This is a genomic window from Clostridium lacusfryxellense, from assembly GCF_018861735.1.
Lineage (GTDB): Bacteria > Bacillota > Clostridia > Clostridiales > Clostridiaceae > Clostridium_AD > Clostridium_AD lacusfryxellense.
Map to the genome: position 1 here is coordinate 68,353 of NZ_JAHLEB010000007.1, position 24,892 is coordinate 93,244.

General features: G+C 31.8%; 24 protein-coding genes. 14 read left to right on the forward strand and 10 right to left on the reverse strand.

The features are described 5' to 3' along the window. Positions 1-7: 7 nt before the first annotated feature. Entirely contained in the window at positions 8-1,186 is a 1,179-nt protein-coding gene (locus tag KPL55_RS06265) for a trans-sulfuration enzyme family protein (protein WP_216305847.1), read from the reverse strand. A 193-nt stretch (positions 1,187-1,379) separates the two neighbouring features. Between KPL55_RS06265 and larE the strand changes: the two genes are divergently transcribed. Then, a complete protein-coding gene (larE, locus tag KPL55_RS06270; RefSeq protein ID WP_216305848.1) occupies positions 1,380-2,219 on the forward strand; it encodes an ATP-dependent sacrificial sulfur transferase LarE in 840 nt (279 codons plus the stop codon). Positions 2,220-2,267: 48 nt separating this feature from the next. On the opposite strand, the gene KPL55_RS06275 is transcribed toward larE, so the two are convergent. Then, on the reverse strand, positions 2,268-3,569 hold the full coding sequence (locus KPL55_RS06275) for a lactate racemase domain-containing protein (protein WP_216305849.1): 1,302 nt from the start codon (positions 3,567-3,569) through the stop codon (positions 2,268-2,270). 243 nt (positions 3,570-3,812) lie between these two features. Between KPL55_RS06275 and KPL55_RS06280 the strand changes: the two genes are divergently transcribed. The 7 genes from KPL55_RS06280 (at position 3,813) to KPL55_RS06310 (ending at position 11,473) form a co-directional block, all read left to right on the forward strand. After that, positions 3,813-4,895 carry a Gfo/Idh/MocA family protein gene (locus KPL55_RS06280; protein WP_216305850.1) on the forward strand — a complete coding sequence of 361 codons (1,083 nt, stop codon included), beginning with the start codon at positions 3,813-3,815 and terminating at the stop codon, positions 4,893-4,895. A gap of 20 nt (positions 4,896-4,915) precedes the next feature. Then, positions 4,916-5,659 carry a sugar phosphate isomerase/epimerase family protein gene (locus KPL55_RS06285; RefSeq protein ID WP_216305851.1) on the forward strand — a complete coding sequence of 248 codons (744 nt, stop codon included), beginning with the start codon at positions 4,916-4,918 and terminating at the stop codon, positions 5,657-5,659. A 25-nt stretch (positions 5,660-5,684) separates the two neighbouring features. Then, positions 5,685-6,608, forward strand: a complete 924-nt coding sequence (locus tag KPL55_RS06290) for a sugar phosphate isomerase/epimerase family protein (protein ID WP_216305852.1) — start codon at positions 5,685-5,687, stop codon at positions 6,606-6,608. Between the two features lie 22 nt (positions 6,609-6,630). Next, entirely contained in the window at positions 6,631-7,659 is a 1,029-nt protein-coding gene (locus KPL55_RS06295) for a Gfo/Idh/MocA family protein (RefSeq protein ID WP_216305853.1), read from the forward strand. A gap of 66 nt (positions 7,660-7,725) precedes the next feature. After that, positions 7,726-8,574 (forward strand): AraC family transcriptional regulator, encoded by an 849-nt coding sequence (locus KPL55_RS06300; RefSeq protein ID WP_216305854.1) that lies wholly within the window; start codon positions 7,726-7,728, stop codon positions 8,572-8,574. A gap of 22 nt (positions 8,575-8,596) precedes the next feature. Continuing rightward, complete coding sequence (locus KPL55_RS06305) at positions 8,597-9,193, forward strand: AEC family transporter (protein WP_216305855.1); 597 nt, start codon at positions 8,597-8,599, stop codon at positions 9,191-9,193. Between the two features lie 180 nt (positions 9,194-9,373). Further along, complete coding sequence (locus tag KPL55_RS06310) at positions 9,374-11,473, forward strand: sodium-translocating pyrophosphatase (protein WP_216305856.1); 2,100 nt, start codon at positions 9,374-9,376, stop codon at positions 11,471-11,473. Between the two features lie 69 nt (positions 11,474-11,542). Here KPL55_RS06310 and KPL55_RS06315 read toward each other — a convergent pair whose 3' ends face one another. After that, complete coding sequence (locus KPL55_RS06315) at positions 11,543-12,265, reverse strand: tetratricopeptide repeat protein (protein WP_216305857.1); 723 nt, start codon at positions 12,263-12,265, stop codon at positions 11,543-11,545. A gap of 236 nt (positions 12,266-12,501) precedes the next feature. On the opposite strand from KPL55_RS06315, the gene KPL55_RS06320 reads away from it, so the two are divergent. The 5 genes from KPL55_RS06320 (at position 12,502) to KPL55_RS06340 (ending at position 16,932) form a co-directional block, all read left to right on the forward strand. After that, positions 12,502-13,737 carry a Na+/H+ antiporter NhaC family protein gene (locus tag KPL55_RS06320; protein WP_216305915.1) on the forward strand — a complete coding sequence of 412 codons (1,236 nt, stop codon included), beginning with the start codon at positions 12,502-12,504 and terminating at the stop codon, positions 13,735-13,737. A 213-nt stretch (positions 13,738-13,950) separates the two neighbouring features. Next, positions 13,951-14,616: an amino acid ABC transporter permease gene (locus KPL55_RS06325; RefSeq protein ID WP_216305858.1), complete on the forward strand. Its 666-nt coding sequence runs from the start codon at positions 13,951-13,953 to the stop codon at positions 14,614-14,616. Then, a complete protein-coding gene (locus KPL55_RS06330; protein ID WP_216305859.1) occupies positions 14,597-15,274 on the forward strand; it encodes an amino acid ABC transporter permease in 678 nt (225 codons plus the stop codon). Before KPL55_RS06325 ends, KPL55_RS06330 begins: the two co-directional genes overlap by 20 nt. Before the next feature lie 11 nt (positions 15,275-15,285). Then, entirely contained in the window at positions 15,286-16,035 is a 750-nt protein-coding gene (locus tag KPL55_RS06335) for an amino acid ABC transporter ATP-binding protein (RefSeq protein ID WP_281418816.1), read from the forward strand. A gap of 30 nt (positions 16,036-16,065) precedes the next feature. Beyond that, positions 16,066-16,932, forward strand: a complete 867-nt coding sequence (locus KPL55_RS06340; protein WP_216305860.1) for a cysteine ABC transporter substrate-binding protein — start codon at positions 16,066-16,068, stop codon at positions 16,930-16,932. Positions 16,933-17,017: 85 nt separating this feature from the next. On the opposite strand, the gene KPL55_RS06345 is transcribed toward KPL55_RS06340, so the two are convergent. After that, entirely contained in the window at positions 17,018-17,494 is a 477-nt protein-coding gene (locus KPL55_RS06345; RefSeq protein ID WP_216305861.1) for a DsrE/DsrF/DrsH-like family protein, read from the reverse strand. Positions 17,495-17,649: 155 nt separating this feature from the next. Between KPL55_RS06345 and KPL55_RS06350 the strand changes: the two genes are divergently transcribed. After that, on the forward strand, positions 17,650-17,991 hold the full coding sequence (locus KPL55_RS06350) for a hypothetical protein (protein ID WP_216305862.1): 342 nt from the start codon (positions 17,650-17,652) through the stop codon (positions 17,989-17,991). Between the two features lie 113 nt (positions 17,992-18,104). Here the strand turns inward: KPL55_RS06350 and KPL55_RS06355 are convergent, their stop codons facing one another. From KPL55_RS06355 to KPL55_RS06380, 6 genes are all read right to left on the reverse strand, one after another. Continuing rightward, a complete protein-coding gene (locus KPL55_RS06355) occupies positions 18,105-18,827 on the reverse strand; it encodes a phosphatase (RefSeq protein WP_216305863.1) in 723 nt (240 codons plus the stop codon). Positions 18,828-18,912: 85 nt separating this feature from the next. Then, positions 18,913-19,953, reverse strand: a complete 1,041-nt coding sequence (locus tag KPL55_RS06360; RefSeq protein ID WP_216305864.1) for a metal-dependent hydrolase — start codon at positions 19,951-19,953, stop codon at positions 18,913-18,915. A gap of 43 nt (positions 19,954-19,996) precedes the next feature. After that, positions 19,997-20,638, reverse strand: a complete 642-nt coding sequence (locus KPL55_RS06365; RefSeq protein WP_216305865.1) for a pentapeptide repeat-containing protein — start codon at positions 20,636-20,638, stop codon at positions 19,997-19,999. A 152-nt stretch (positions 20,639-20,790) separates the two neighbouring features. Continuing rightward, complete coding sequence (locus KPL55_RS06370) at positions 20,791-22,626, reverse strand: extracellular solute-binding protein (protein ID WP_216305866.1); 1,836 nt, start codon at positions 22,624-22,626, stop codon at positions 20,791-20,793. Positions 22,627-22,628: 2 nt separating this feature from the next. Next, the gene (locus KPL55_RS06375; protein ID WP_246599329.1) at positions 22,629-23,420 is read right to left on the reverse strand and encodes an ABC transporter permease; all 792 of its coding nucleotides are present in this window, start codon (positions 23,418-23,420) and stop codon (positions 22,629-22,631) included. 124 nt (positions 23,421-23,544) lie between these two features. Then, positions 23,545-24,627 (reverse strand): ABC transporter ATP-binding protein, encoded by a 1,083-nt coding sequence (locus tag KPL55_RS06380; protein WP_216305868.1) that lies wholly within the window; start codon positions 24,625-24,627, stop codon positions 23,545-23,547. Positions 24,628-24,892 lie beyond the last annotated feature (265 nt).

The window sequence follows — 24,892 nt, forward strand, 5'->3', positions numbered from 1 at the left end:
ATATATACTATAATTTACATTTTTTAAGTGCTTGTTCTATATCGGAAATTATATCATCTGATGCCTCAAGGCCAACACTAAATCTTAGATGTCCATTTTTAAATTCATTTGGATAGAAATGATTTCTCTCATCTGTTGGACCTGTATAAACTATAAGACTTTCATCGTGACCAATAGATACAGCAGAAATTATAAGTTCTAAAGAATTTACAAATTTGTTATGTGTTTTAACGTCAGCTTTAAGACCAAAGGATATCACTCCTGAGAATGCACTCATCTGTTTTTTTGCTAGTTCATGTTGTGGATGGCTTTTTAGTCCTGGATAGGCAACAAAACTTACTGATGGACTAGCTTCTAAAAATTCAGCTATTCTTAAAGCACTTTTACTGTGCTGTTCCATCCTAAGAGGTAATGTAACAGCACCTCTCATTATTAGCCAAGCATTGAATGGACTTATAGACCCACCCATATTTACCATAGCTTGACGTTTGATTTTGTCTATTAATACTTTATTTCCTATTACAGCGCCGCCCATAGCATCCCCATGTCCATTAATGTATTTTGTTAGGCTATGAATAACTAAATCAGCTCCAAGGGATAAAGGCCTTTGAAGATAAGGTGTTGCAAAAGTACTATCAACACTTAAAAGTATGCCTGCGGCTTTTGCTATTTTCGATATTTCTTCTATATCACTTATTCTAGTAGTAGGATTTCCAGGAGTTTCTATATGTATAAGTTTGGTGTTTGGTCTTATAGCATCCTTTATTTCTTGTAAATTTGATGTATCTACTAATGTAACTTCTATACCATATTTATCAGGAAAATATTCATTAAGTAGTCTATAAACAGCAACATAAGAAACATTTGTACAAATTATATGTGAATCTGAGGTTAGAAAAGTAAAAAAAACTCCAGATAATGCAGCTACACCTGTAGCAAGTACCACACAATCTTCTCCTCCCTCTAGAACTGCGAGTTTCTCCTGCAAATATATTTGATTTGCTGATGTTGTTCTAGTGTAAATAAGTTCATCAGTACCACTCCAATCAAGTGTGGATGCATCATTAGGTAACCTATAGCTATTTGCCATTGTAATTGGTCTTCGTATAGCCCCTGTTTCTTTGTCAATATCATTTCCGGCATGAACACAATTTGTTATAAAGTTTGAATAACGTTTGTTAGTCATTACAATTCCCCCTTAACCAATATGAATAATATTTTTTATTAACAAGATTATAAGTCTATTAGGAGGGTGTGTCAATATCTTAATATTTTAAGCACTTTATTATATGCAAAAGTTAAATATTATGGTACATTGAATATGTCGGAATATTTTTATAATAAACAGCTATAGTGTTTTAAGATGAGGAGGATGAAATATGGATTTAGATTTAAAGTTTCAAAACCTAAAGAATAACATTAAGAGATTAGGAAGTGTAGCAATAGCATATTCAGGTGGGGTTGATAGTACATTTCTTTTAAAGGTAGCAGCTGATGTGCTAGGTGATAAAGTTATAGCAATTACTGCAAAATCAACAACATATCCAGAAAGAGAATTTAAAGAAGCTGTTAAATATATTGGAGACATTGGAGCAAAACACATAGTTATAATTTCTGAGGAATTAGAAATTGAAGGGTTTGCTAAAAACCCTATTGATAGATGTTATTTCTGTAAAAAGGAACTTTTTTCAAAAGTAAGAAAAGTTGCTGATGATAATAATATTAACGCAGTTTTGGATGGATCAAATGCCGATGATGTTTCCGATTTTAGACCAGGTATGAAGGCAGCTAATGAATTAAAAGTTATTAGTCCTTTAAAGGATGCTGGGCTTACAAAAGATAATATAAGAGAATTATCTAAGAATTTAGGACTACCGACTTGGAACAAACCTGCTTTTGCATGTTTATCTTCAAGATTCCCTTATGGTAATGAGATAACAGTTGAAAAGTTAAGTATGGTTGAAAGAGCAGAACAGTTTTTAATGGATTTAGGATTTAGACAAATACGGGTAAGACATCATGGAGATATAGCAAGAGTTGAGGTTAATGCCCAGGAAAGAAATAAATTTTTTGACATTGAACTTATGGATAAGGTTGCAAATGAATTAAAAAGTTTCGGATTTAAATATGTAACCCTTGATTTATTAGGATATAGAACAGGTAGTATGAATGAAGTACTAAGTGAAAAAGAAAAGAATTCAGCAAAAGCTCTTGATTAACATCAAGAGCTTTTTTTATTATCCAATCCTTTTTTATAAATTATTGATTTATTTATCTATAGGTGGGAGTTTAGGTAAAGTGTTTGCGCCATGAGGCATTATGTATGTTTTTAAATTTTTACCTTTTTCGGCGTAAGTTAAATTTAGAGCTTCATCTATTGTTTTAACTATTTTAACACCAGTATTTTCAAGAAATTTAGGATCTAAGTTTGAGACAAGAATTAGATTAAGAGTTTGAGCAGTTTCACAAGCAAGACACCCTACATGTTTGGATATAGTATAACGTTCTCTTAATGATTTTTCTCTGTCAATTAAACTATCAAAGTTTGCAAGAATAGATCTAACATCATCATCACCACCAAGTCCTTCACTACATTCCGTTAATGCTATTAATGTACCACCTTTTTTTACAGCTTCTCTTGCGTTTAATATAAGTTTAGATGATTGATAAAAATTTATATCTTTGGGAAAACCACCTGCGGTTGCTATTACTAAATCAGCTTTTTCTGTTATATCTGAGCTATCAAAGTTATCAACATATTTTCTTCCTTGTTCATGTGCTTTTAGGTAATTACCTGCAACAGCAGCTGATATATCACCGTTACTTGCCATAATAACATTGAACATAAATGATGGATTTACCATAGCAGTGGCCTCTGCCATATCTAAATGGACAGGGTTATTTGTAATATTTCCACATTTGATTTCAGATCGGGTACCTTCCCCTAAATTTTCATTAAGTGCAAGACCATGATTTTTCATTATTGTATTATAAGCTGCAATTCCAGGTAAGATTGATTTTTTTCCTCCAGACCAACCAACTAAGAAATGATATACTATGCCTCCAGTAATTATAATATGGTCACAATCCATAGCTTTTTTATTAATACTTACTGGCGTACCGTAGCTTGTCGTGCCTACATAAACTAAGTTATCTATGTCATTACAATCATGATCAATTATTTTATATTTTCCATATAGTTTATCTCCAAGCAATTGCTTATATTCATCTTCCGTTTGATTTCTATGGGAGCCAGTAGCGCTAATAAACAATATGTTTTTAGGTTTTATTCCAACTTCCAAAAGTTCATCAACGATAATAGGTAGATATAAATATGGTTTTTGCCAAATTCTAGTAATGTCCGGTATAACTATACAAATAGTTTCATCAACTTGTACTATTTCTTTTAACAGGCCACTTGATATAGGGTGCTTTAATGCATTTTTTATTATTTCTTCCTCAGTTTTAGAACTTGTCGAAGGTTTATTATCAATTACACCAATGATATCTTTTTCATCAATGGAAAATTTAACAGTGCCTCTTCCTTGTTTCAATTCAAATTCTCTCATATTATTTACCTCCACATTTTCTCTTTCCATATATTAAACATGATATCTTATATAATGTCAACGCAAGAGATTACATAATAAAATAAATTAAGTATATAAAAGGAATTTATTCATGAAAAAAGCAATATATGAGAAGCATTGAGCAATTCATGGGGAGTAATTCAAAGGAAAGTGTTATAAAATAAGGTTGTAAACGTTAAACAGTTTATGAAAGCAAATATATTTTAGAAAAGGAGCGATTTTATGGAAAAGAAACTAAAGGTTGCAATAATAGGGTGCGGTGGAATAGCAAATGGTAAACATATGCCAAGTCTTGCAAAAATTAATGAAATAGAAATGGTAGCTTTTTGTGACCTACAGATAGATAAAGCAGAAGATGCTGCAAAAAAATATGGAATCATAGGGTCAAAGGTTTATACGGATTATAAGGAACTATTAAAAGATGAAAGTATTGATGTTGTTCATGTGTGTACACCTAATAGATCACATAGCTTTATAACAGTAGATGTGCTTGAGGCAGGTAAACATGTTATGTGTGAGAAACCAATGGCAAAAACATCAGGAGAAGCAAGAAAAATGCTTGATGCGGCAAAAAAAACTGGTAAAAAACTCACTATAGGTTATCAAAATCGATTTAGAGCGGATTCTAAATACCTTAAAAGTATTTGCGTAAATGGAGACTTAGGAGATATATATTTTGCTAAAGCACATGCAATAAGAAGAAGAGCAGTTCCAACTTGGGGAGTTTTTCTAAATGAATTCGAACAGGGTGGAGGACCATTAATAGATATTGGAACACATGCTTTAGATTTAACTCTTTGGATGTTAGATAATTACAAGCCTAAGTATGTTGTAGGAAATGTATACCATAAGCTTAGCAAAAAAGAAAATGCTGCTAATGCATGGGGACCTTGGGATCCAAGTAAGTTCAATGTTGAGGACTCAGCTTTTGGTTTTATCACTATGGAAAATGGGGCTACAATTGTTGTGGAATCAAGTTGGGCATTAAATAGCCTAGAGGTGGGAGAAGCTCAGACAAGTCTGTGTGGAACAGAAGGTGGGGCTGATATGAAGGATGGTCTTAGGATAAATGGAGAAAACCTAAGTAGACTTTATGAAACTAAAGTAGATTTTGAATCTTCTGGAGTGGCATTTAATGAAGGTATTTCTGAAGATCCAGCAGATACAGAAGCTAGGCAGTGGATTGATTGTATTTTAAACGATAAAGAGCCAGTAGTAAAACCTGAAGAGGCTTTAGTAGTTACGCAAATATTAGAGGCAATATATGAGTCATCAAAAACGGGAAAACCAGTATACTTTAACTAATAATAAAGGAGGCACAAATTATGAGTTTATCTATAGCTCTTCAGCTTTATAGTATTAAAGATGAGACTGAGAAAAACTTTGAATTATCATTAAGAAAAGTTGCAAAAATAGGCTATGAGGGAGTAGAATTTGCAGGTTATGGAGGATTAACTAGTACAAGACTTAAGGAATTACTTGATGAGTTAGGTCTAAAAGCATGTGGAAGTCATGTTAGTTTAGATGAATTAGAAGATAATATTGATGATGTAATAAAATATAGTTTAGAAATTGGAAACCAGTATATAATATGTCCTTATGCTACATATAACACTAAGGAAGATTTTGAGAAGATGGCAGAAAAACTTAACGAATTCGCCTTAAAGTGTAGTGAAAAGGGAATAATGTTTGGTTATCATAATCATGGCCATGAATTTCAAAAATTTGATGGAGAATACGGATTAGATATATTATATAAGAGAACGAATTCTATACTTGTAAAAGCTGAAATTGATACCTATTGGGTTCAGTATGCTGGGCTAAACCCAGTAGAATATATTAAAAAATATGTTGGACGTTGCGATCTTATTCATATAAAAGATATGGAAATAATAGATGGTGAAAAACGTTCAACTGAAGTTGGAAATGGAATAATGGATATTAAAGCTATAATAGTTGAGGCTGAAAAACAAGGGACTAAATGGCTTATTGTTGAACAGGAATTTTTCAACAAACCAAGTATAAAAAGTGTTGAAATAGGGTATAAAAACTTAAAAAAATTAATATAAAAAATTAAAAGGATGGTGTTTTAATATGTATATAGGATTTTTAACAGGGTGCCTTGGTGGTATTCCATTAAAAGAAAAAGCAAAATGGGCAAGTGAACATGGATTTAAAGCTTTAGAACTTTCTTGTTGGCCAAGGACTAATGCTCGTGATTATTCTGGAAGTGAGATAGATGTAGCTAATTTCACAAAGGAAGAAGCCGAAGAAATAAAATTATATTTCAAGGAATATGGGCTTACAATATCCTCGATTGCCTATTATGATAATAATTTAGATAGGGACCCTAAAAAAAGGGAATTTATAAATAATCATTTTAAAAAATGTGTTGATGCTGCAGTTTTACTAGGAGTTTCTACCGTTGGAACATTTATTGGAAGGAATATAGATAAATCTTTAGAGGAAAATTTTGATGAGTTTGAAGTTGTATTTAAAGGTTTAGTAAAATATGCAGAGGATAAGGACATAAAGGTGGTAATTGAAAATTGTCAAATGAATGGATGGCAAATAAAAGGGTTACCAGGAACTATTTCATTTACTCCAGAGCTTTGGAGAGAAATGTTTAAAAGAGTACCTAATAAGAATTTTGGATTAAATTACGATCCTTCTCATTTACATGCAATGCTAATTGACTATATAACCCCAATAAAGGAATTTAAAGATAGAATATTCCATGTACATGCAAAGGATGCTGAAGTTTTTGAGGAAAATTTAAAGGCTTATGGAATATTTAACAAACTGCTAAATGTCTCAAGTGAAGATTTTGGATATTGGAGATATAGAATGCCTGGACTTGGTCAGGTTAATTGGGAGATGCTACTCAATGAGCTAAAAGAAATTGGATACGAGGGTGTAGTAAGTATTGAACATGAAGATCCGCTTTTTGAAGGCAGTGAAGAAAAAGTCAAAGAGGGATTACAACTTGGAATAGATCATCTTGAAAAATTAATATAGTTTTATTTAGGAGAGATTAATTATGAAAATACTAAAAGTAGCTATTATTGGGTGTGGCAATATATTTCCAATGCATGCCCAATCTATAAAAGAAGTTGAAAATGCAAAAATTGTCTCAGTTTGTGATATAAAAGAGGACAGAGCAAAGGATAAGGCAAATCAGTATGATTGTAGTTACTATGTTGATTATAAAGAAATGCTTTCAAAGGAAGATATAGATGTGGTGCATATATGTCTTCCACATTTCCTTCATGCACAGGTTGCGATATATGTTGCAAAGCTTGGTAAACATATATTAACGGAAAAACCTATGTCTATAAAACTATCTGATGCAGAAGAGATGATTGAAACTGCAAAGAATAATAAGGTAACACTTGGAGTTATATTTCAAAACAGGTATAATCCTGGATCTCGACTTATAAAAAAGACACTGAAATCAGGAGAACTAGGAAAGATATTAGGAGGAAAGATTGAAGTTACATGGAAACGAACAGATGAATATTATAGTCACAGTGATTGGAAGGGTACATGGGATAAGGAGGGTGGCGGAGTTATAATAGATCAAGCTATTCATACAATGGATCATATGAGGTGGTTTGTTGATAGTGACATCGATTATATAGATGCAAATATAAGTAATAGGGATCATGAAATTATACAAGTTGAGGACTCTGCGGAGGGTGTTATTAAATATAAGAACGGAGTGTTAACTGCGTTTCATGCTATTAATTACTATACTTATGATGCACCAGTAAAAATCGAACTTCATTGTGAAAAAGGTATGGTAAATATGGTTGGGGATAGAGCTGATATAAAATTTAAAGATGGTAGAGAACTAATTGCGGACAATGACCCAGAGGATACATTTGATTATGGAAATGGAGCAATGGGATATTGGGGAACAAGTCACACTAAACAGATAAAAAATTATTATGCATCCATTAGTGCTGGGCTACAACCGGATATAACTGGTGATGAAGCAATAAAAACTCAAAAGATGATATGTTCTATCTATGAATCTGGTAACAAAAGAGTTAGAATTAACCTGTAATAATTTAATTATTAACTTTGAATTGGATGAAAGGCTTATGAGTTTAATAAGCTTTTGGAGGAATGTATGCAGGGTAGCTTTGAAAAAACTGTATTGGAACCCGATTTTCCCTTTAGATTATTTTTAAATGATGGTTATGAGAGTACACCCCATCATTGGCATGAAGATATCGAAATAATATATCTTGTAGAAGGTAGCGTAAAAGTAGGTATAGGCAATGATTTATATCACCTTAAAGTAAGAGATATTTTAATAATAGGTCCTGGAGAGGTGCATTTCTTTTTAAAAGAGATGCGGCCCAGCAAAAGGGCGGTAATACAATTTAGAATGTCAATTTATGATACCTTTCTTTCGGGGTCTAAGGACAGCAGAGTTATAAGACCTATGTTTACTCATTCTAAATATCTTACGCCAAGTACTGAAATCCATAATCTTATGGAAAAGCAAATTCAACTACTCATAAGAGAAAATAGTGAAGCACGAGATGGGTATAAACTTATAATGAAAGCTAGACTTTATGATTTAGCTGGAATATTAATTAGATACATGCCTAAAGGTGAGTATTCATCTGATGTAGAGAGTCATCATATGGAAAAACTACAAAAACTAGATAAAGTATTTGAACATGTGGACAAGTATTATCAAACAAATATTAACTTAGAGGAAATTTCGAAGGTAGCTGGATTTAGCTTATATTATTTCACAAGATTTTTCAAGGAGAATACAGGAGTAACGTTTGTAGATTATTTGAATAATTTTAGGATAACAAAAGCAGAATGGCATCTAATGGAGGAAATGGATTCCATTACTGAGGTTGCATATAAATCGGGGTTTAATAGTGTTAAAACATTTAATAGAGTATTTAAACACTTAAAAGGCTGTGCTCCAATGGAGTATAGAAGAGGTATGAAATAACAGAGGAGAGTTTATATGTTTTTTGCAGAAACTTATAGCTGATTCAAGCGGTTTAATAGTTCCTTTTTTAACAATAGGGTGTTCTTTTATTATTGCAAAAATATTTGCTAAGATATTAAAGGTTAAGAGTGATAGACGTGGACTATTTGTTTCTATGTTTTTTAATTCAAACACTATATTTATGGGTATTCCAGTTAATATGGCTTTATTCGGTGAGAAAAGTGTGCCATATGTTCTGCTTTATTATATAGCTAATAGTGCTTTTTTCTGGACAATAGGTGTATATGAAATAACTAGGGATGGAAATAAGAAGGCTTTTAGAGTTTTTTCAATTTATTTAATAAATTTAAAATCAGTAAAGTTTAGCTTGGATATAATTTGGGTATTAATAGGTAGATTTTTAATATCTCCAGCGTTAGTGTTATTAATTGTGCCCATGTTCCCCATACCGAATCTTATGCGCTCAGTTTTTGTTATACAAGCGGCTATGCCTGTAATGGCTAACTCTGCAATAATTGCAAAAGCTTATGATTCCGACTATAATTTTGCTTCATTGATGATTGCAATTACAACAATAGGTACTCTAATAGTGATACCTATTTTAATGGTAGTCCTTTAGTGGATATAGTAAAATGCTCTAGCAAAAATGCTAGGGTATTTTTGCTTTAAATACCATAAAAAATATATAATAAAATAATAATATTTTATTATATAAAATAGAAGGAATTATTTACTATTTATAGAAGTATTATTAATGACAAGATAATTTTATACTAAAAATATTTAGGAGGTAGTTATTATGAGTTTATTGATTTTGGCCCCAATTTGTTCCATATTAGCCCTTGCTTTTGCTGGATATCTTGCATCTAAAGTATTAAAAGAAGACGAAGGAACCGATCAAATGAAAAAAATTGCTAATGATATTAGAAAGGGTGCAGATGCTTATCTAAAAAGGCAGTACACTGGAGTGGCTTTTTTCTTTGTAGCTATGTTTATAATACTAGGGATACTGGTAGGGTTTGGATTTCTTACCCCATTTGTACCTTTTGCATTTATAAGTGGGGGTTTCTTCTCAGGTCTCTCAGGATTTATAGGTATGAAGATTGCAACGCGTGCAAATGTTAGAACAACGCATGCAGCTTCAAAAAGTCTAAACAGTGCATTAAATGTTGCTTTTTCTAGTGGTGCAGTAATGGGTCTTACAGTTGTAGGCCTTGGACTTCTTGATATTAGTATATGGTATTTTTTACTTGATTTCTTCTATAGAAATTTAGAACCCGCATTAAGAATTCAAAATATAACAAGCGCAATGATTACTTTTGGAATGGGAGCAAGTTCTATGGCTTTATTTGCACGTGTTGGTGGTGGTATATTCACTAAAGCTGCAGACGTAGGTGCAGATCTTGTTGGTAAGGTAGAAGCCGGAATTCCGGAAGATGATCCAAGAAATCCTGCAGTTATAGCTGATAATGTTGGAGACAATGTTGGAGACGTAGCAGGTATGGGTGCAGATCTTTATGAGTCATATGTTGGATCTATAGTATCCACTGCCGCACTTGCAGTTGCAGCTGGTCTTGGAGTTTCTGGAGTTGCGATTCCTATGACTATAGCAGCCATAGGAGTAGTTGCATCAATTATTGGAACCTTCTTTGTTAAAGCAGGGGAGAAAGCTGAGCAAAAGGCACTTTTAGCTGCGCTTAGACGTGGTGTATACGTCAGTTCTGCAATAATTGCAGTGCTATCATTCTTCTTAGTTTGGAATGTACTTGGAATGGAGCGAATAGGAGTTTATTTTGCAATATTAAGTGGACTTATAGCAGGTAACTTAATCGGATTTTGTACAGAGTACTTTACGTCCGACACGTATAAGCCTACTAAAAAATTAGCTCAAACAACAACTACTGGTGCAGCCACAGTTATTATAGGTGGGTTATCACTAGGAATGATGTCGACTTTCCTTCCTGTTATAATAGTAGCTATAGCTATAGCGGCTAGTTTTTATTTTGCTGGAGGAGCAGCAGATTACAATATGGGTTTATACGGCGTAGGTATTGCTGCGGTAGGTATGCTTAGTACATTAGGTATAACATTAGCTACTGATGCTTATGGTCCTGTGGCAGACAATGCTGGTGGGATTGCAGAAATGACTCATCAAGAGCCGATAGTGCGTGATCGTACAGATGCTCTTGATTCTTTAGGGAATACTACTGCAGCTACAGGTAAAGGGTTTGCTATAGGTTCCGCAGCTTTAACAGCTCTTGCGCTAATTGCAGCATATAGAGATCAGGTTGAGATTATAGTGAAAAAAGAAAATTTAGATTTTGTTTTTAATTTATCAATATTAAACCCTCAGGTACTTATAGGGTTATTTATAGGTGGAATGGTGCCTTTTGTATTTGCAGCACTTACCATGGATGCTGTAGGAAAAGCAGCACAACTTATAGTGGTAGAAGTTAGAAGACAATTTAAAGAGATAGTGGGACTTATGGAGGGAAAAGCAGAAGCTGATTATGCTCAATGTGTTGATATATGCACAAAATCAGCCCAAAAGGAAATGATTCTTCCTGCATTACTCGCTATTATTATACCAATAACAGTAGGTTTGCTCTTAGGCGTAAATGGTGTAGCTGGTTTACTTGCAGGAGCAACTGTAACAGGTTTTGTACTTGCTGTTATGATGGCAAATTCTGGTGGAGCTTGGGATAATGCTAAAAAGCATATTGAAGCTGGAAACCTAGGCGGAAAGGGATCAGATTGTCATAAAGCTGCAGTTATTGGTGATACTGTAGGAGATCCATTCAAGGATACCTCAGGCCCTTCAATAAATATACTAATTAAGTTACTTTCAATGGTATCAATTGTATTTGCAGCATTCATCTTAAAATTCTCTATTTTTTAACTAGATAAATGCTAGGCAAATATCATTATAAAAACATCCAATATAGCTATATTGGATGTTTTTATTTCGTTAATTTTCTATACTATTTATTAGCTTGTTGAATTCTGGGCTTTGTCGTACATTATCAAAATCGGCTTCATTTCTTGCAGTATTCCTAACACCTGGATTTATTTCTATTGCAAGTTTCAAGTACTTTACAGTGTTTGCTACATCGCCTTTTCTTCCATATATACTAGCAATACCATAATAACTCCATTCGAATTTTTCAATTTCTAATGCTTTATTATACCATATGATAGCTTCGTCATAATGATTGTATAATTCATTAGCCAATGCTTTGTTAAATCTAGCATAACCATAATTTGGATTGAGGTTTAATGATAAATCAATTTGCTCTATTCCTTTTTCAAAATTACCACTATAAGCTAATGCTATTCCTTCAACAGCATATGCTTTATAAAAAGTAGGATCTTCTTGTATTACTTGCCTTTCAGTTTGAATAGCATTATTATACTCTTTCCTAAAAAATTGATCATATCCAGTTTTCCATTTTTTTTCTAAAGATTTATTTTTTTCGTTTAATTCTTCCTGCTTTTTTAGTTCTTTTTCGTTTATTTGTTGTTTTTTTAGTTCTTCATTTTTATTAGTTATTGCTTGTGTTTTAGCTTTTGCTGCAATAAGATTGTTTGTTATTGTATTTTTTTTTATAATAGAATTTACTACTGTTGCAATAATTATTCCTGAGATAATTGCAATCGTTATTGCCATAATTTTGAATGATTTTGATTTCATATTCGTCACCTATTCCTTCGATAAAAAACTATAGGTTTAATATACCACTATTTTGATGTCTTATTTAATAAATATCGAAATAGATCGAACTTAATGAAATTAAATGATAAAATGATAAATGCTATGCAAAGAAATTTGCAAGTGTCGATAATTATTACACATAGGAGGAAAATGAAGTGAAAAAGAAAACAAGTTTCGTTGGGTTATTACCTTTAGTATTTTTCTTAATATTTTTTATGGGTGCTGGTATATTAACTGGGAGTTTCTCTAGTATGCCTTTATTATTAGCATTCGTATTGGCTGCGGCTTTTTCTTTATTACTTGATAAAAGAGGTGCAAAGACATCATTATCTGACAAAATTGATATATTTGCAAAAGCTGCAGGAGAACCTACTATTATGTTAATGGTAATTATATTTATATTAGCTGGCGCTTTTTATTCTATTGCAGATGCAATGGGAGCTGTAACATCAATAGTAAATATGGGGTTAAGTATCTTGCCATCTAATATGTTACTACCAGGGCTATTTATAGTTGGATCAATTTTATCCTTTTCTATGGGTACATCAATGGGGACTGTAACTGCGCTCGCACCAATTGGTGTTGGAATAGCGTCGCAAACTGGTATGGGTTTACCTTTGGTTTTAGGTACAGTTGTTGGAGGAGCAATGTTTGGTGATAATTTATCTTTTATTTCAGATACGACAATTGCAGCTACAAGAACACAAGGGGTAGAAATGAGAGATAAGTTTAAGTCAAACGGATTAATTGTATTACCTGCTTTTATTATTACTGTAATAATATTAACTTTTCTATCAGGTGGAAATGTGGAGCTCCAATCACATGAATATTCATTGATTAGAATAATTCCTTATATATCGATTATTGTTAGTGCGGCAATTGGATTGAATGTTATGGTTGTTTTAGCAATAGGTATAGGTGCGGGAGCATTAATAGGTGTTTCAATGGGGAGTTTTGGTATAGTCGATATGTTAACAACATTACAAAGTGGTATGGCTTCAATGGAAGATTTAGCACTAATTTCTATTATGGTAGGAGGATTAGTTGGTTTAATGCACTACTATGGTGGAATTGAGTTTTTATTAGAAAAAATAACATCTAAAGTAAAAACAAAGAAGGGAGCTGAAATGGGCATAGCAGTTCTTGTAAGTTTAATAGATATAACTACAACAAATAATACAATATCTATTATTACAGCAGGACCACTTGCAAAGGATTTGTCAGATGAATATGGAGTTAGTAAAGTAAAAACAGCAAGTATTTTAGATATATTTTCATCTGCTTTTCAAGGGATAAGTCCCTATGCAGCACAAATATTATTGGCTGCAACAATCGGGAAGATATCGCCTATGAAGATTGTTCCTTTTTCAATATATTCCTATCTAATGATAGTTTGCGGTATACTTTCAATATTATTAAATTTACCAAAACGAAAACCACTAAATTTATAGTGGTTTTTATTAAGTTAATTTGCATATATGTTTCAATAAAAATGTAAAATATTATTGACAGATTTAATAAATATAAGTACAATATAATTAAACCTAGAGGAATTGTAGGGATGAATTTACCGCGAAATGTGTTAATATACAGTGAAATTTATGTAAAATAGGTGTGGACATTAACGGCAATTAAAGAAAATGTAATGAAAAGGTGATGATAAAATGAGTATTGACTGGGAATTTATAGTAAGTAGTTTACCTCTATATGAAAAGGCCATATGGATCACCTTGAAATTAGCTTTTGGGGGGATACTTATATCATTTCTTATTGGGCTTTTATGTAGCGTGATATTATACTTCAAAGTAAAAGCTATGGATATTATTGTTAAGGCATATATTGAACTTTCAAGAAATACTCCATTACTAGTGCAAATATTTTTTCTGTATTATGGACTTCCAAAACTAGGATTAAAGATGAGTGCAAATTCTTGCGCAATAATAGGATTATCTTTTTTAGGCGGAAGTTATATGGCAGAAGCATTTAGAAGTGGAATAGAAGCTGTGAGTAAATCGCAAATTGAATCTGGTCTAAGCATTGGGTTATCAAAGTTCCAACTAGCTAGATATGTAATAATTCCTCAGGCTTTTTCTGTTAGTTTGCCATCTTTAGGTGCAAACTGTATATTTTTATTAAAAGAAACATCAATACTTGGCGCTATATCGATATTAGATGTTATGAATGTAACAAAAGACTTGATAGGGATGTACTATAAAACATTCGAATCATTAGCCATGTTAGTAGTTGTTTATCTTGTCTTACTTTTACCTCTGTCATTTGCATTGTCTTGGCTGGAAAGGAAGGTGCGATATGCAGAGTTTGGGAATTAGAGCTATTTTTCAGGGAAGAAACTTTTATAGACTATTTGAGGGTTTATTTGTAACAGTTGAAATAGCATTTATTTCAATTATTATAGCATCATTATTAGGTATAATTATTGGGTTAAGTAGAACAACAAAATATAAACCAATACTTTTTATCAATCGAGTTTATTTGGAATTATTCAGAGTGATACCTACTCTAGTTTGGCTTTTTATTTTTTATTTTGGTGTAACTACGGCTCTAAACGTTGATATTAGTGGAAAAGTTATTTCAATTATTGTTTTTAGCCTTTGGGGTGCCGCAGAAATGGGAGATATTGTACGTGGGGCATTACAATCACTTCCCAAACATCAAATTGAATCAGGTAAGGCTCTAGGGCTTAGCTATTACGGGCTTTATAGGTATGTTCTTCTTCCTCAAGCAATAAGAAGAATGCTTCCAGGAACTATAAATTTAGCTACAAGGATGATTAAGACTACTTCACTTGTAGTTTTAATAGGTGTTATAGAGGTAGTTAAGGTGGGACAACAGATTATAGAAAGTTCACGTTTTGAATTTCCTACTGCATCGTTTTGGGTTTATGCATTTATATTTATATTGTACTTTATAATATGTTATCCGCTATCGCGAATATCAAAAAAATTAGAAACTAAATGGAATTCTTAGGAGTGATTATAATGGATGCAAATAACAAAAATCTCCTGCTTGACATACAGGATATTCATAAAGAATTTGATAATAAGGAAGTACTAAAAGGAGTTAGCCTCAGCCTACATAAAGGGGAAGTTCTAGTTATTCTAGGGCCTTCAGGCTGCGGGAAAAGCACACTTTTAAGATGTCTTAATGGACTTGAAAAGATTCAAAGTGGAGATATTAAGTTCAAGGACAAAAGCCTTATACAAAAAAATGTTGATTGGCAAGAAATTCGAGAAAAAATAGGCATGGTTTTTCAAAATTATGATTTATTCCCTCATATGACAGTTATAGAAAATATTCTTCTTGGCCCATTAAAGGTCCAGAAAAGGGATAAAACGGAAGCTCTTGCTCAGGCGGAAGAGCTTTTAGATAGAGTAGGACTCCTAGGCCGCAAGGATGCTTATCCACGCCAACTTTCTGGTGGTCAAAAGCAGAGAATAGCAATTGTACGAGCTTTGTGTATGAATCCAGAAATAATGCTTTTCGATGAGGTTACTGCATCTCTTGATCCTGAAGTGGTTAGAGAAGTTTTGGATGTTATTCTAGGACTTGCAAAGCAGGGAATGACAATGGTAATTGTTACTCATGAAATGGGATTTGCTCATTCTGTTGCAGACAGAATAATATTTATGGATGAAGGGAAAATATGTGAAACGTCCGGACCAGATGAGTTTTTTAATAGTCCAAAGACAGAGCGTGCAAAGCACTTTCTAAATATATTTCAGTATTAATAATAATTATAAATTAGGAGACGATGAATTATGGGAAATATTAAAAAGATTATGTCAGCTTTAGTTGTTATAACTATTGTAATTGGAGGTCTAGTAGGTTGTAGTAGTGGTTCTAAGAAAGATGATTCATCTAGCGCTGAAGCTAACTCTATTTCACAAATTAAGAAACGTGGGACTATAAAAATTGGTGTGTTTAGTGATAAAGCTCCATTCGGATACGTAGATTCAAATGGAAAAAATCAAGGATTTGATGTAGTTATTGCTAAAAGGTTTGCAAAAGATCTTTTAGGTGATGAATCTAAGGTCGAATTTGTTTTAGTTGATGCAGCAAGTAGAGTAGCTTACCTTGAATCTAAAAAGGTTGATATAATAATGGCTAATTTCACTGTAACAGCTGAAAGAGCTGAAAAGGTTGATTTTACAAATCCGTACATGAAAGTATCTTTAGGTATTGTATCACCAGATAGCGCTAAAATTACTTCAGTGGATCAACTAAAAGGTAAAAAAGTTATAATAGCAAAGGGAACAACTGCAGAAACATTCCTTACAAAAAATTACCCTGATATAGAGCTTGTAAAATATGAACAATATTCAGAAATATTTCAGGCATTAAAAGATAAACGTGGAGATGCTATTGTAAATGATAATACAGAAGTTATTGCATGGGCTAAAGAAAATCCAGGTTATACTGTTGGTGTTGCATCTCTTGGTGGTGAAGATACAATTGCGCCTGCTGTTTCTAAGGGGAATAAAGAACTTCTAGATTGGGTTAATACTGAACTTGTAACTCTTGGCAAAGAGAATTTTATTCACAAAGCGTATGAGGCAACATTAACTCCTGTATATGGTAAAGACTATGAAGAAAACCTTGTAATTGAGGGCGGTAAAACAAAATAATATAAATCATTAGTAGAAACTGGTATCAATAGACAATCACATTGAGTGATAATCTATAAGTGCCAGTTTATTTTTTAATATACAGTTAAATAAATAATTGTATATCCGATTCAAGAGCATCCTTTAGATAATCTTTAGCCTCAATTACTTCTAACTCGGATATAAGTTCTTCTTTTTTAAAACCCATAACATCCATTGATAGTTTACATCCGTAAAATTTGACACCTTTTTTAACAGCGCCATCTAAGAATTTTGAAAGAGTTGGTGTTCCATCTTCCTTCATCATAGCTTCAAGCATCTTTTTTCCGAAACCACTAAAATTCATATTAGATAGGGGGAGTTCATCCGGTCCTTTAGGTGCCATAACACCCATGAGCTTCTCAAGTGACGACTTACCTTCATTTGAATTTTTATCTGGGTCCCTTAATAAAAGTAGTCCCCAAAAGGCGAAAAACATTGATACTTCCATTCCTAATTCCTTAGCTGAATTAGCAAGTATTAATCCAGCCAAAGCTTTGTCATATTCGCAACTAAACATTATAAGGCTAAGCTTTTTATTCATTAAAACACCTCATTTTAGTTTAGTTTGTGTATATATTTCCTTGTTTATTCTTATTTATAGTATTAATAATAAGTATGGAAATAGAATTTTTTTATGGTAAGATGGAAAGAATAAAATAAAGATCGTAAAAAAATTATTATATTTGGAGGGTGAACATGACTTATTTAGATAAAATATCAAAAAATATTAAAAGTAAAAAAAGAAAACAAATGGGAAATTATAGCAACAGTGTTATGGTTTATGCCGTTTTAGGAGTTGCAATCGGAGGAATAATTGCAGGGTTAGTCGCTCGAAAATGCACAGATGAAATCAAAAATATTATAATTAATAATGCAAATAATAATATTGATGAAGAGATAAACACTAAGAGAGATGAAATTAAGGAAACGCTTTTAAAAGCAGATGTTAAATCTGTAGGTGATGTGGGAATGGCTATGGAAGATGCACTTGAGGACTTGGAAGAAGAACAATATAAAGAGAATGAAGAGAAAAGGTAATCTAAAAATTATAATTAATTATTTATGTATATACATTATGTTTAAAGCCCACATTGAACTGATATTCAATGTGGGCTTTAAACTATTAAATTATTAAGAAGCTAGTAAATTTATTATATATTCTTGCCTTTCTCTTTTAGAAATGAGATTAAGCTATCTTCATTTGTATTAATAATAAGGTCTTCAGGCATATTTATATCTTTAAGCATTTCTTCAACAACAGCAAAATTCCCTATAGAATAACAGAAATGGGCATCACTGTTTACAATGATTTTCACTCCATGTTCTTTACAAAGTTTTGCAATTTTAGTGCAATTTACATCACTGCCTTTTCTTGAAGTTAGAAAAGAGCTATTGTTTATTTCTATAAGTATATTTTTTTCTTTTGCTTTCTTTACTATAACTTCAGCATTTATAGGAAATCTTGGATTGCCTATATGGCCTAAAATATTTACAGAAGGATTATCCATAGCTTTTAAAATAGTAGTTGTATTTAAGTTTATATCATTTCCGCCTTCCATTAGTGGCTCGTGCAAACTTACTATCATGATGTCGAGAAGCTTTTGCCTTTCTATTTCGATATCTAGATTACCTTCATAATCAATTATATTAGCTTCACAGCCATAAAGCATTTTAACTCCAAACAATTTTCTTGGTAAAACTTGAAAATTACCAAAATACCAAGGATCAGGGGCGCCTGGCATATTGGGACCATGATCTGTAACTCCTAATATTTTAAGCTTTATATCACTGGCATATTTAGCATTTTCTAGTAAAGTGCTATATGCGTGTCCACTTACTATAGTGTGAGTATGTAAATCAGCAACAAAATTCATAAAATTTCTCATCTCCTACTTTCATTTGTATATCTTTAATTGTATACCAAAATTAGAGTTTATGTTTAAAATGTTTAGATTTTTACTAAATAACTCTGAATTCTCCTCCATAAACTATAAAACCAATTACCACTACAATTAATAATAGTATAATGTAGATTACTTCAAATAAATTTCCAAGTTCAGAGCCAGTGGTAATGTGTGGTGGCAATTTAAGTTTAATCTTACCTATTTTCTCTAATGTTATAATAAATTTATTATGCATTCCTAATTTTCTTAGTGCCTTTGCAATAAACCTCGGTAGAGAAAGCACCGGAACTCCCTCCTTAGTAAATATATCAGCCCAATATATATGACTGATATATCCAACAAAAAAACATCCTGTTAGATATTCATAACCTAATTTACTAAACACATATGATGCAGAAATAGTAAAAACAATCACACCTTCTACTGAATGTAAAAAAGATCTGTGGGGGAAGGTAGCAATACATATTAGTAAGACGCAAATTAGGTACACATAAATATCATTTTGATTAACAACGTTATAAATTGCTAATATAACACTTGAGCAAACATATGTTAAGAATATAGCTATTCTTTTGAAATTATTTGAGCTTTTATTTATTGAGAAAGACAGTTTTTTATAAATTAGCCCTATTATAGGGATTTTTTTATATGTTCTTTCAGATATTATCCCTATGATTAAAAAAACAAAGGATGTAAAATATGTAAATATCTCAGCATATGTATATATATAAGCATACTCACTGAGATATTTAATTCTTGATAACGAGCTTATAATAGTTTTTGAATTCCATAAAATTAGTGCGCAGGATCCAATCCCTAACAATAACCTTAATAGTAGTTTTAATACATTTTCTATAGAATTTATTGCTTTATTGCTAGTACCTGTAAGTGGATTTATGTGGTTTATTTTACTGCTATGACTATCTGCATCCACAAGCAAGCCTGAAAGAGCTGCAGTACCAAGGCCTATAATGCTTATTCCCATTGGAATATGTATATATTTATTGTTGAAAATCATCAGTGAATTAATTGTAGGTATTGTAGCTACAATTGCATATGATAGCATTGCTATCTTTTGGTGTGCTCGCCCATTCATCTTATGTACTCCTAACTTCATCAAATGTCATTTTAATAGTTAATTACATGTTGTTTTTAAGATATTTTACTATATAACTTAATGTGTGAAAATCACAATTTAAATCAGTTTCTATGATATTTAAACCCTTGATTAAAGTTTCTTCGTCGAAATGTGTTAGTAATATCATTAAATTTATAACATTAATACCACCATCTTTTGTATCTAGAACTCTAGCAGATTTTACAAATTTGTTTTTCATTACATTTAAGACAGAGGTCCTAAGCTCATCACTAATTTCTAATACAGGCATTTCATCATAAATTTTAATGCCAGGAGTATTAACGCTAAGATTTATAGCCTTTGTAATGTCGGTAGACAAAAATATAGTGTTTATAAATTCCGCATCTTTAAAATCAACACCTTCTAAATTAACAGAATCAAATAGTGTATTTTCAAATTTAGCATTTTCAAAGTCACTACCCTTTAGGTTTGTGCCAATGAATTCAGCCCACATAAAGGTACATTCAAAGAAAACACATGATTTAAAATGTGCACCTCTAAAATTTACAAAATTAAAATTTGATCCTGAAAATTCACAATTATAGCAATTGCTTCTCTCGAGATTTTTATACATAAAGTTCTTATCTAATTTCTCTATATTGTTGTAAATAAAATTACCCTTAACGCTTTGATTTTTACCCATTTTTACCTCCATGGCAAATACATTTATTTGCCTTCTTAATTTATTAAACTTCAAAAAACTCCTAACCAATTATTATAAACGGTTAGAAGTTTTCATATTCATACTAAATACTATACACAATTCTACTAAATGTCAATGATTAATTAAAGTTTTTATTTGATCTCGGTCCATATTTTGTCGAGGTCTGTTACTGATTTTCCTATATCCCTTAAGTATTCACCTTTTTTTACAGCTTCTTCTGGTGGATATACAGCTTTATCATCTAATATTTTTTTATCTATATATTTGTAAGCAGAGGTATTGGGATTTCCATAAGGGAAACTTCGTGAAATTTCAGCACTTATTTCTGGATCCATTATAAAATTCATAAAGAGTTCTGCTGACTTTATATTTTTTGCAGCTTTTGGAATTACAAAGTTGTCTTGTTGAAGGAATAAACCTTCACTTGGAACTACATATTTTATATTTAGATTTTCACGACTAGCAAGACTTCCCTCTGCCCCCCAAGCAAATATTGCTTTTGCCTCTCCGTTTATAAGGCTGGTTTTAGGACTATCACTATCATAAGATTTAATGTTAGGTTGAAGCTTTTTTAGTGCTTCTTTTGCTTTTAAAAGAGCTTCTGGACTAGTTTCGTTTAATGGATATCCAAGCATCTTAAGCGTCATACCAATTATAACTCTTTCGTCATCGAGGACTGTTAAAGAGCTTTTAAGTTCTGGTTTCCATAAGTCCTTATAACCCTTTATTGTACCCTCAGGGATCTTTGAACTATCATAGGATATTATACCTGCAAGCCACATATAGGGTGTACTGTACCTATTACCTCTGTCAAAGGGTAGGTTTAAGTACTGTGGGCCTATATTACTTAAATTTGTTAGATTATCTTTATTTATTTGAGTTATTAGCCCTTGTTTACTTAATACCTCTACCATAAAATCACTAGCAACTGTTAGGTCATAATTTCCACCACCTGCCATAAGTTTTGCCAGCATCTCCTCGTTAGAAGAAAAAGTACTGTAATTTACTTTAATATTATAGGTTTTTTCAAACTTCTCTATAACAGATTGAGGTAGATATTCAGACCAATTGAAAACATTTAAAACTTCCTTTGGGCTAGCATTGTTTTTAGTATAAGTGAATATACCGCCACCGATACTTGCAATCACAAGGAAAATTGATGTCAGTATAGCTGTAATTTTCTTTGAATTTATATTTACATTTCGAATTAAAAGTGCAAAAGACAATACTATAATAGTTAAAAGTATTATAAGGGTTGAAAGAGCGTTGATTTCTGGTGTAACGCCGAATTTTACCATTGAAAATACTTTAAGTGGCAAAGTTACGCTTGAAGGCCCTGCTACAAAAAAACTAATTATTACATCGTCAAGTGATAATGTAAAGGCAAGCAGTGCTCCTGCTATAACACCAGGCATAATAATTGGAAGTGTTACGTAAAAAAAGGTTTTTAATGGAGATGCTCCAAGGTCCATTGCTACCTCTTCAACAGATTTATCAAAGCCATCAAGCCTAGTTTTAACTACTGCAACAACGTATGCTATGCTAAAGGTTACATGAGCAATGATTAATGAAATTTTTCCTAGTGGAATCTTTACAATTGAAAAGAAGGCAAGAAGCGATATACCCATAACTATCTCAGGTATAACTAGTGGCACATATAAAATTGTATCAACTATTCTTTTTCCCCTGAATTTATATCTATACATTCCGACAGCAGCTAATGTACCTATAATTACAGAAATAATCGTGCTAATTATAGCGATAATGAAAGAGTTTTTCACAGCTTCCAAAATTCCAGCATTGTGAAGAAGGCTTTGATACCATTTAAATGTGAAGCCTGTCCATACTACATTTAATTTTGATTGATTAAAAGAAAATGTGATTAGTACCATTATTGGTATATATAAAAACATGAATATTAAAAGTAAATATATAAATCTTATTAAAGTTGTTTTTTTTGTTTTCATATTTATAACATCCCCTTAGTTCCAGATGCCCGTGAGTTAAAGGTAATAACAGAAAGCATAACAATTATTAAAACAACGGATATTGCGCTACCGAAGGGCCAATCTCTTGCGGTTAGGAACTGATTTTTAATTAGGTTGCTCATAAGAATGACTTTACTTCCACCCATAAGGTCAGTTACAAAGAAAAGCCCTAGAGTAGGAATAAAAACTAGAATACAACCTGATATAATTCCGCCTTTTGTAAGTGGAAGTGTAATCTTTAAAAATTTATTAACTGGCCCTGCCCCTAAATCTGATGCAGCATCTAATATCCTCTTATCTAGTTTTTCAAGGGAAGTATAAAGAGGAAGTACCATAAATGGAAACATCATATACAACATACCAATCATAACAGCAATATTGTTATACATTAAATGAAGTGGTTGATTTATTATGTTCATGTGTAATAGTAAAGTATTTATTATTCCTTCCGTTCTAAGTAATACTATCATTGCATAGGTTCTAACTAAAGAATTTGTCCAAAATGGAAGTATTATAAGCAAAAGCAATAGTGGTTTATATTTCTTAGGTGATGTAGCTATTATAAATGCAAATGGATATCCTATTATTAAACATAACGCAGTAGTATATATAGCAATTAAAATAGATTTAATAAAAATGTTAATATACAGAGGATCTAAAAGCTTTATATAGTTTGATAGAGTGAATTTATATACTATATTTCCAACATCTCCTCTAGTAGAAAAACTAACTACAACTATAAATATAAGTGGTAAAACGAAAAAGAAAACCATCCATAGCAGAGCAGGAAATATTGTTGTTAAGTACTTAATGACTGATGTTAAATATTTTGTGAAAAGATTTTTTGATCTATTAATTTTCATTTATCTGCTCCATTCTCATTTAATTCTTTTAAAACTATGCTTTAATAACTATGGTATGATTTGAATTCCAGGTAATAAAATATTCTTTTATTTCATCCTTGAATACAAAGCTTTGTTCTATGGGTTCATTTACAATAATTTCTTTGCCATTATCTAGAAGCATAACAACTTTAATAATAGAACCTACATAAATTCTTTCCTTGAATTTGCATGTAAGCCAAACATCTCCTTCTTGGGCATGGTCTTTTATTCTAATTCGTTCTGGTCTTACAGAGACAATAAATTTATCCCCAAGCGTATAGCCCATATTGGGTATTCTGATTATGTCTTCTTGTCCTATATTTAGTAAAACCTCATTTTCTTTTATCTTAATTACTTTTCCTTCTAAGATGTTTGTTTCACCTAGAAAATCAGCAACAAATCTAGTTTTAGGGTGTTCATAAAGTTCCTCAGGAGTTCCAATTTGCTCAATAAATCCTTTGTTCATAACAACAATTCGGTCAGACATTGTTAAAGCCTCTTCCTGATCATGGGTTACAAATACAAAGGTTATACCTAGAATTTTCTGAAGGTGTTTAAGTTCTAATTGCATTTGTTTGCGAAGTTTTAAATCAAGCGCTCCTAATGGCTCATCTAAAAGAAGAACCTTTGGACTGTTAATAACAGCTCTTGCTATAGCAACACGTTGCATTTGGCCGCCACTAAGTTGAGAGGGCATTCTATTTTCATAACCTACAAGTTGTACCATTTTTAACATCTCATTTACTTTATCTTTGATAGCTTTTTTTGGAATCTTTTTCATTTTAAGGCCAAAAGCTATATTATCAAAGATATTCATATGAGGAAATAAGGCATAGTTTTGAAATACAGTGTTAACACATCTGAGGTAAGGTGGCTGCTGCGTAATATTTTCTCCGTCAATTATAATTTCGCCACTTGTGGGTAATTCAAAACCTGCAATCATTCTTAAGGTAGTGGTTTTTCCGCAACCACTTGGTCCAAGTAGTGTTAAGAACTCACCCTTTTTAATATCGAGGTCTAAGTTCTTAATAATAGCCTCATCTTGATCAAAACTTTTACAAATATTTTTCAATTTTACAAAAACACTTTTTGTCACACCGTAACATCTCCTTTTTAATGAACATTTAAATACAATAATTATTACTTCAAGAATAATAGCATAATAATTTTTAAATTTCAATATTCTTAGTATATTTAACTAAAGTTTTTTTATGTGGAAGGTGCACTTGATTGCATGATATAATTGTCTGATAATTAAGTAATCAAAATAGAGTTTAGCTATTGACTTTCTTAAAAAAAAATGGTAATATTTTATTACATTATCAATACACAGTGGTAAAGCGTTAAAGTAATAAAGCAAA

Excerpts from the sequence above, each read along its gene's own strand:
- KPL55_RS06265 (WP_216305847.1), bottom strand. The coding sequence starts at position 1,186 with ATGACTAACAAACGTTATTCAAACTTTATAACAAATTGTGTTCATGCC.
- larE (WP_216305848.1), top strand. The coding sequence starts at position 1,380 with ATGGATTTAGATTTAAAGTTTCAAAACCTAAAGAATAACATTAAGAGA.
- KPL55_RS06275 (WP_216305849.1), bottom strand. The coding sequence starts at position 3,569 with ATGAGAGAATTTGAATTGAAACAAGGAAGAGGCACTGTTAAATTTTCC.
- KPL55_RS06280 (WP_216305850.1), top strand. The coding sequence starts at position 3,813 with ATGGAAAAGAAACTAAAGGTTGCAATAATAGGGTGCGGTGGAATAGCA.
- KPL55_RS06285 (WP_216305851.1), top strand. The coding sequence starts at position 4,916 with ATGAGTTTATCTATAGCTCTTCAGCTTTATAGTATTAAAGATGAGACT.
- KPL55_RS06290 (WP_216305852.1), top strand. The coding sequence starts at position 5,685 with ATGTATATAGGATTTTTAACAGGGTGCCTTGGTGGTATTCCATTAAAA.
- KPL55_RS06295 (WP_216305853.1), top strand. The coding sequence starts at position 6,631 with ATGAAAATACTAAAAGTAGCTATTATTGGGTGTGGCAATATATTTCCA.
- KPL55_RS06300 (WP_216305854.1), top strand. The coding sequence starts at position 7,726 with ATGCAGGGTAGCTTTGAAAAAACTGTATTGGAACCCGATTTTCCCTTT.
- KPL55_RS06310 (WP_216305856.1), top strand. The coding sequence starts at position 9,374 with ATGAGTTTATTGATTTTGGCCCCAATTTGTTCCATATTAGCCCTTGCT.
- KPL55_RS06315 (WP_216305857.1), bottom strand. The coding sequence starts at position 12,265 with ATGAAATCAAAATCATTCAAAATTATGGCAATAACGATTGCAATTATC.
- KPL55_RS06320 (WP_216305915.1), top strand. The coding sequence starts at position 12,502 with ATGGGTGCTGGTATATTAACTGGGAGTTTCTCTAGTATGCCTTTATTA.
- KPL55_RS06325 (WP_216305858.1), top strand. The coding sequence starts at position 13,951 with ATGAGTATTGACTGGGAATTTATAGTAAGTAGTTTACCTCTATATGAA.
- KPL55_RS06330 (WP_216305859.1), top strand. The coding sequence starts at position 14,597 with ATGCAGAGTTTGGGAATTAGAGCTATTTTTCAGGGAAGAAACTTTTAT.
- KPL55_RS06335 (WP_281418816.1), top strand. The coding sequence starts at position 15,286 with ATGGATGCAAATAACAAAAATCTCCTGCTTGACATACAGGATATTCAT.
- KPL55_RS06340 (WP_216305860.1), top strand. The coding sequence starts at position 16,066 with ATGGGAAATATTAAAAAGATTATGTCAGCTTTAGTTGTTATAACTATT.
- KPL55_RS06345 (WP_216305861.1), bottom strand. The coding sequence starts at position 17,494 with ATGAATAAAAAGCTTAGCCTTATAATGTTTAGTTGCGAATATGACAAA.
- KPL55_RS06350 (WP_216305862.1), top strand. The coding sequence starts at position 17,650 with ATGACTTATTTAGATAAAATATCAAAAAATATTAAAAGTAAAAAAAGA.
- KPL55_RS06355 (WP_216305863.1), bottom strand. The coding sequence starts at position 18,827 with ATGAATTTTGTTGCTGATTTACATACTCACACTATAGTAAGTGGACAC.
- KPL55_RS06360 (WP_216305864.1), bottom strand. The coding sequence starts at position 19,953 with ATGAATGGGCGAGCACACCAAAAGATAGCAATGCTATCATATGCAATT.
- KPL55_RS06365 (WP_216305865.1), bottom strand. The coding sequence starts at position 20,638 with ATGGGTAAAAATCAAAGCGTTAAGGGTAATTTTATTTACAACAATATA.
- KPL55_RS06370 (WP_216305866.1), bottom strand. The coding sequence starts at position 22,626 with ATGAAAACAAAAAAAACAACTTTAATAAGATTTATATATTTACTTTTA.
- KPL55_RS06375 (WP_246599329.1), bottom strand. The coding sequence starts at position 23,420 with ATGGTTTTCTTTTTCGTTTTACCACTTATATTTATAGTTGTAGTTAGT.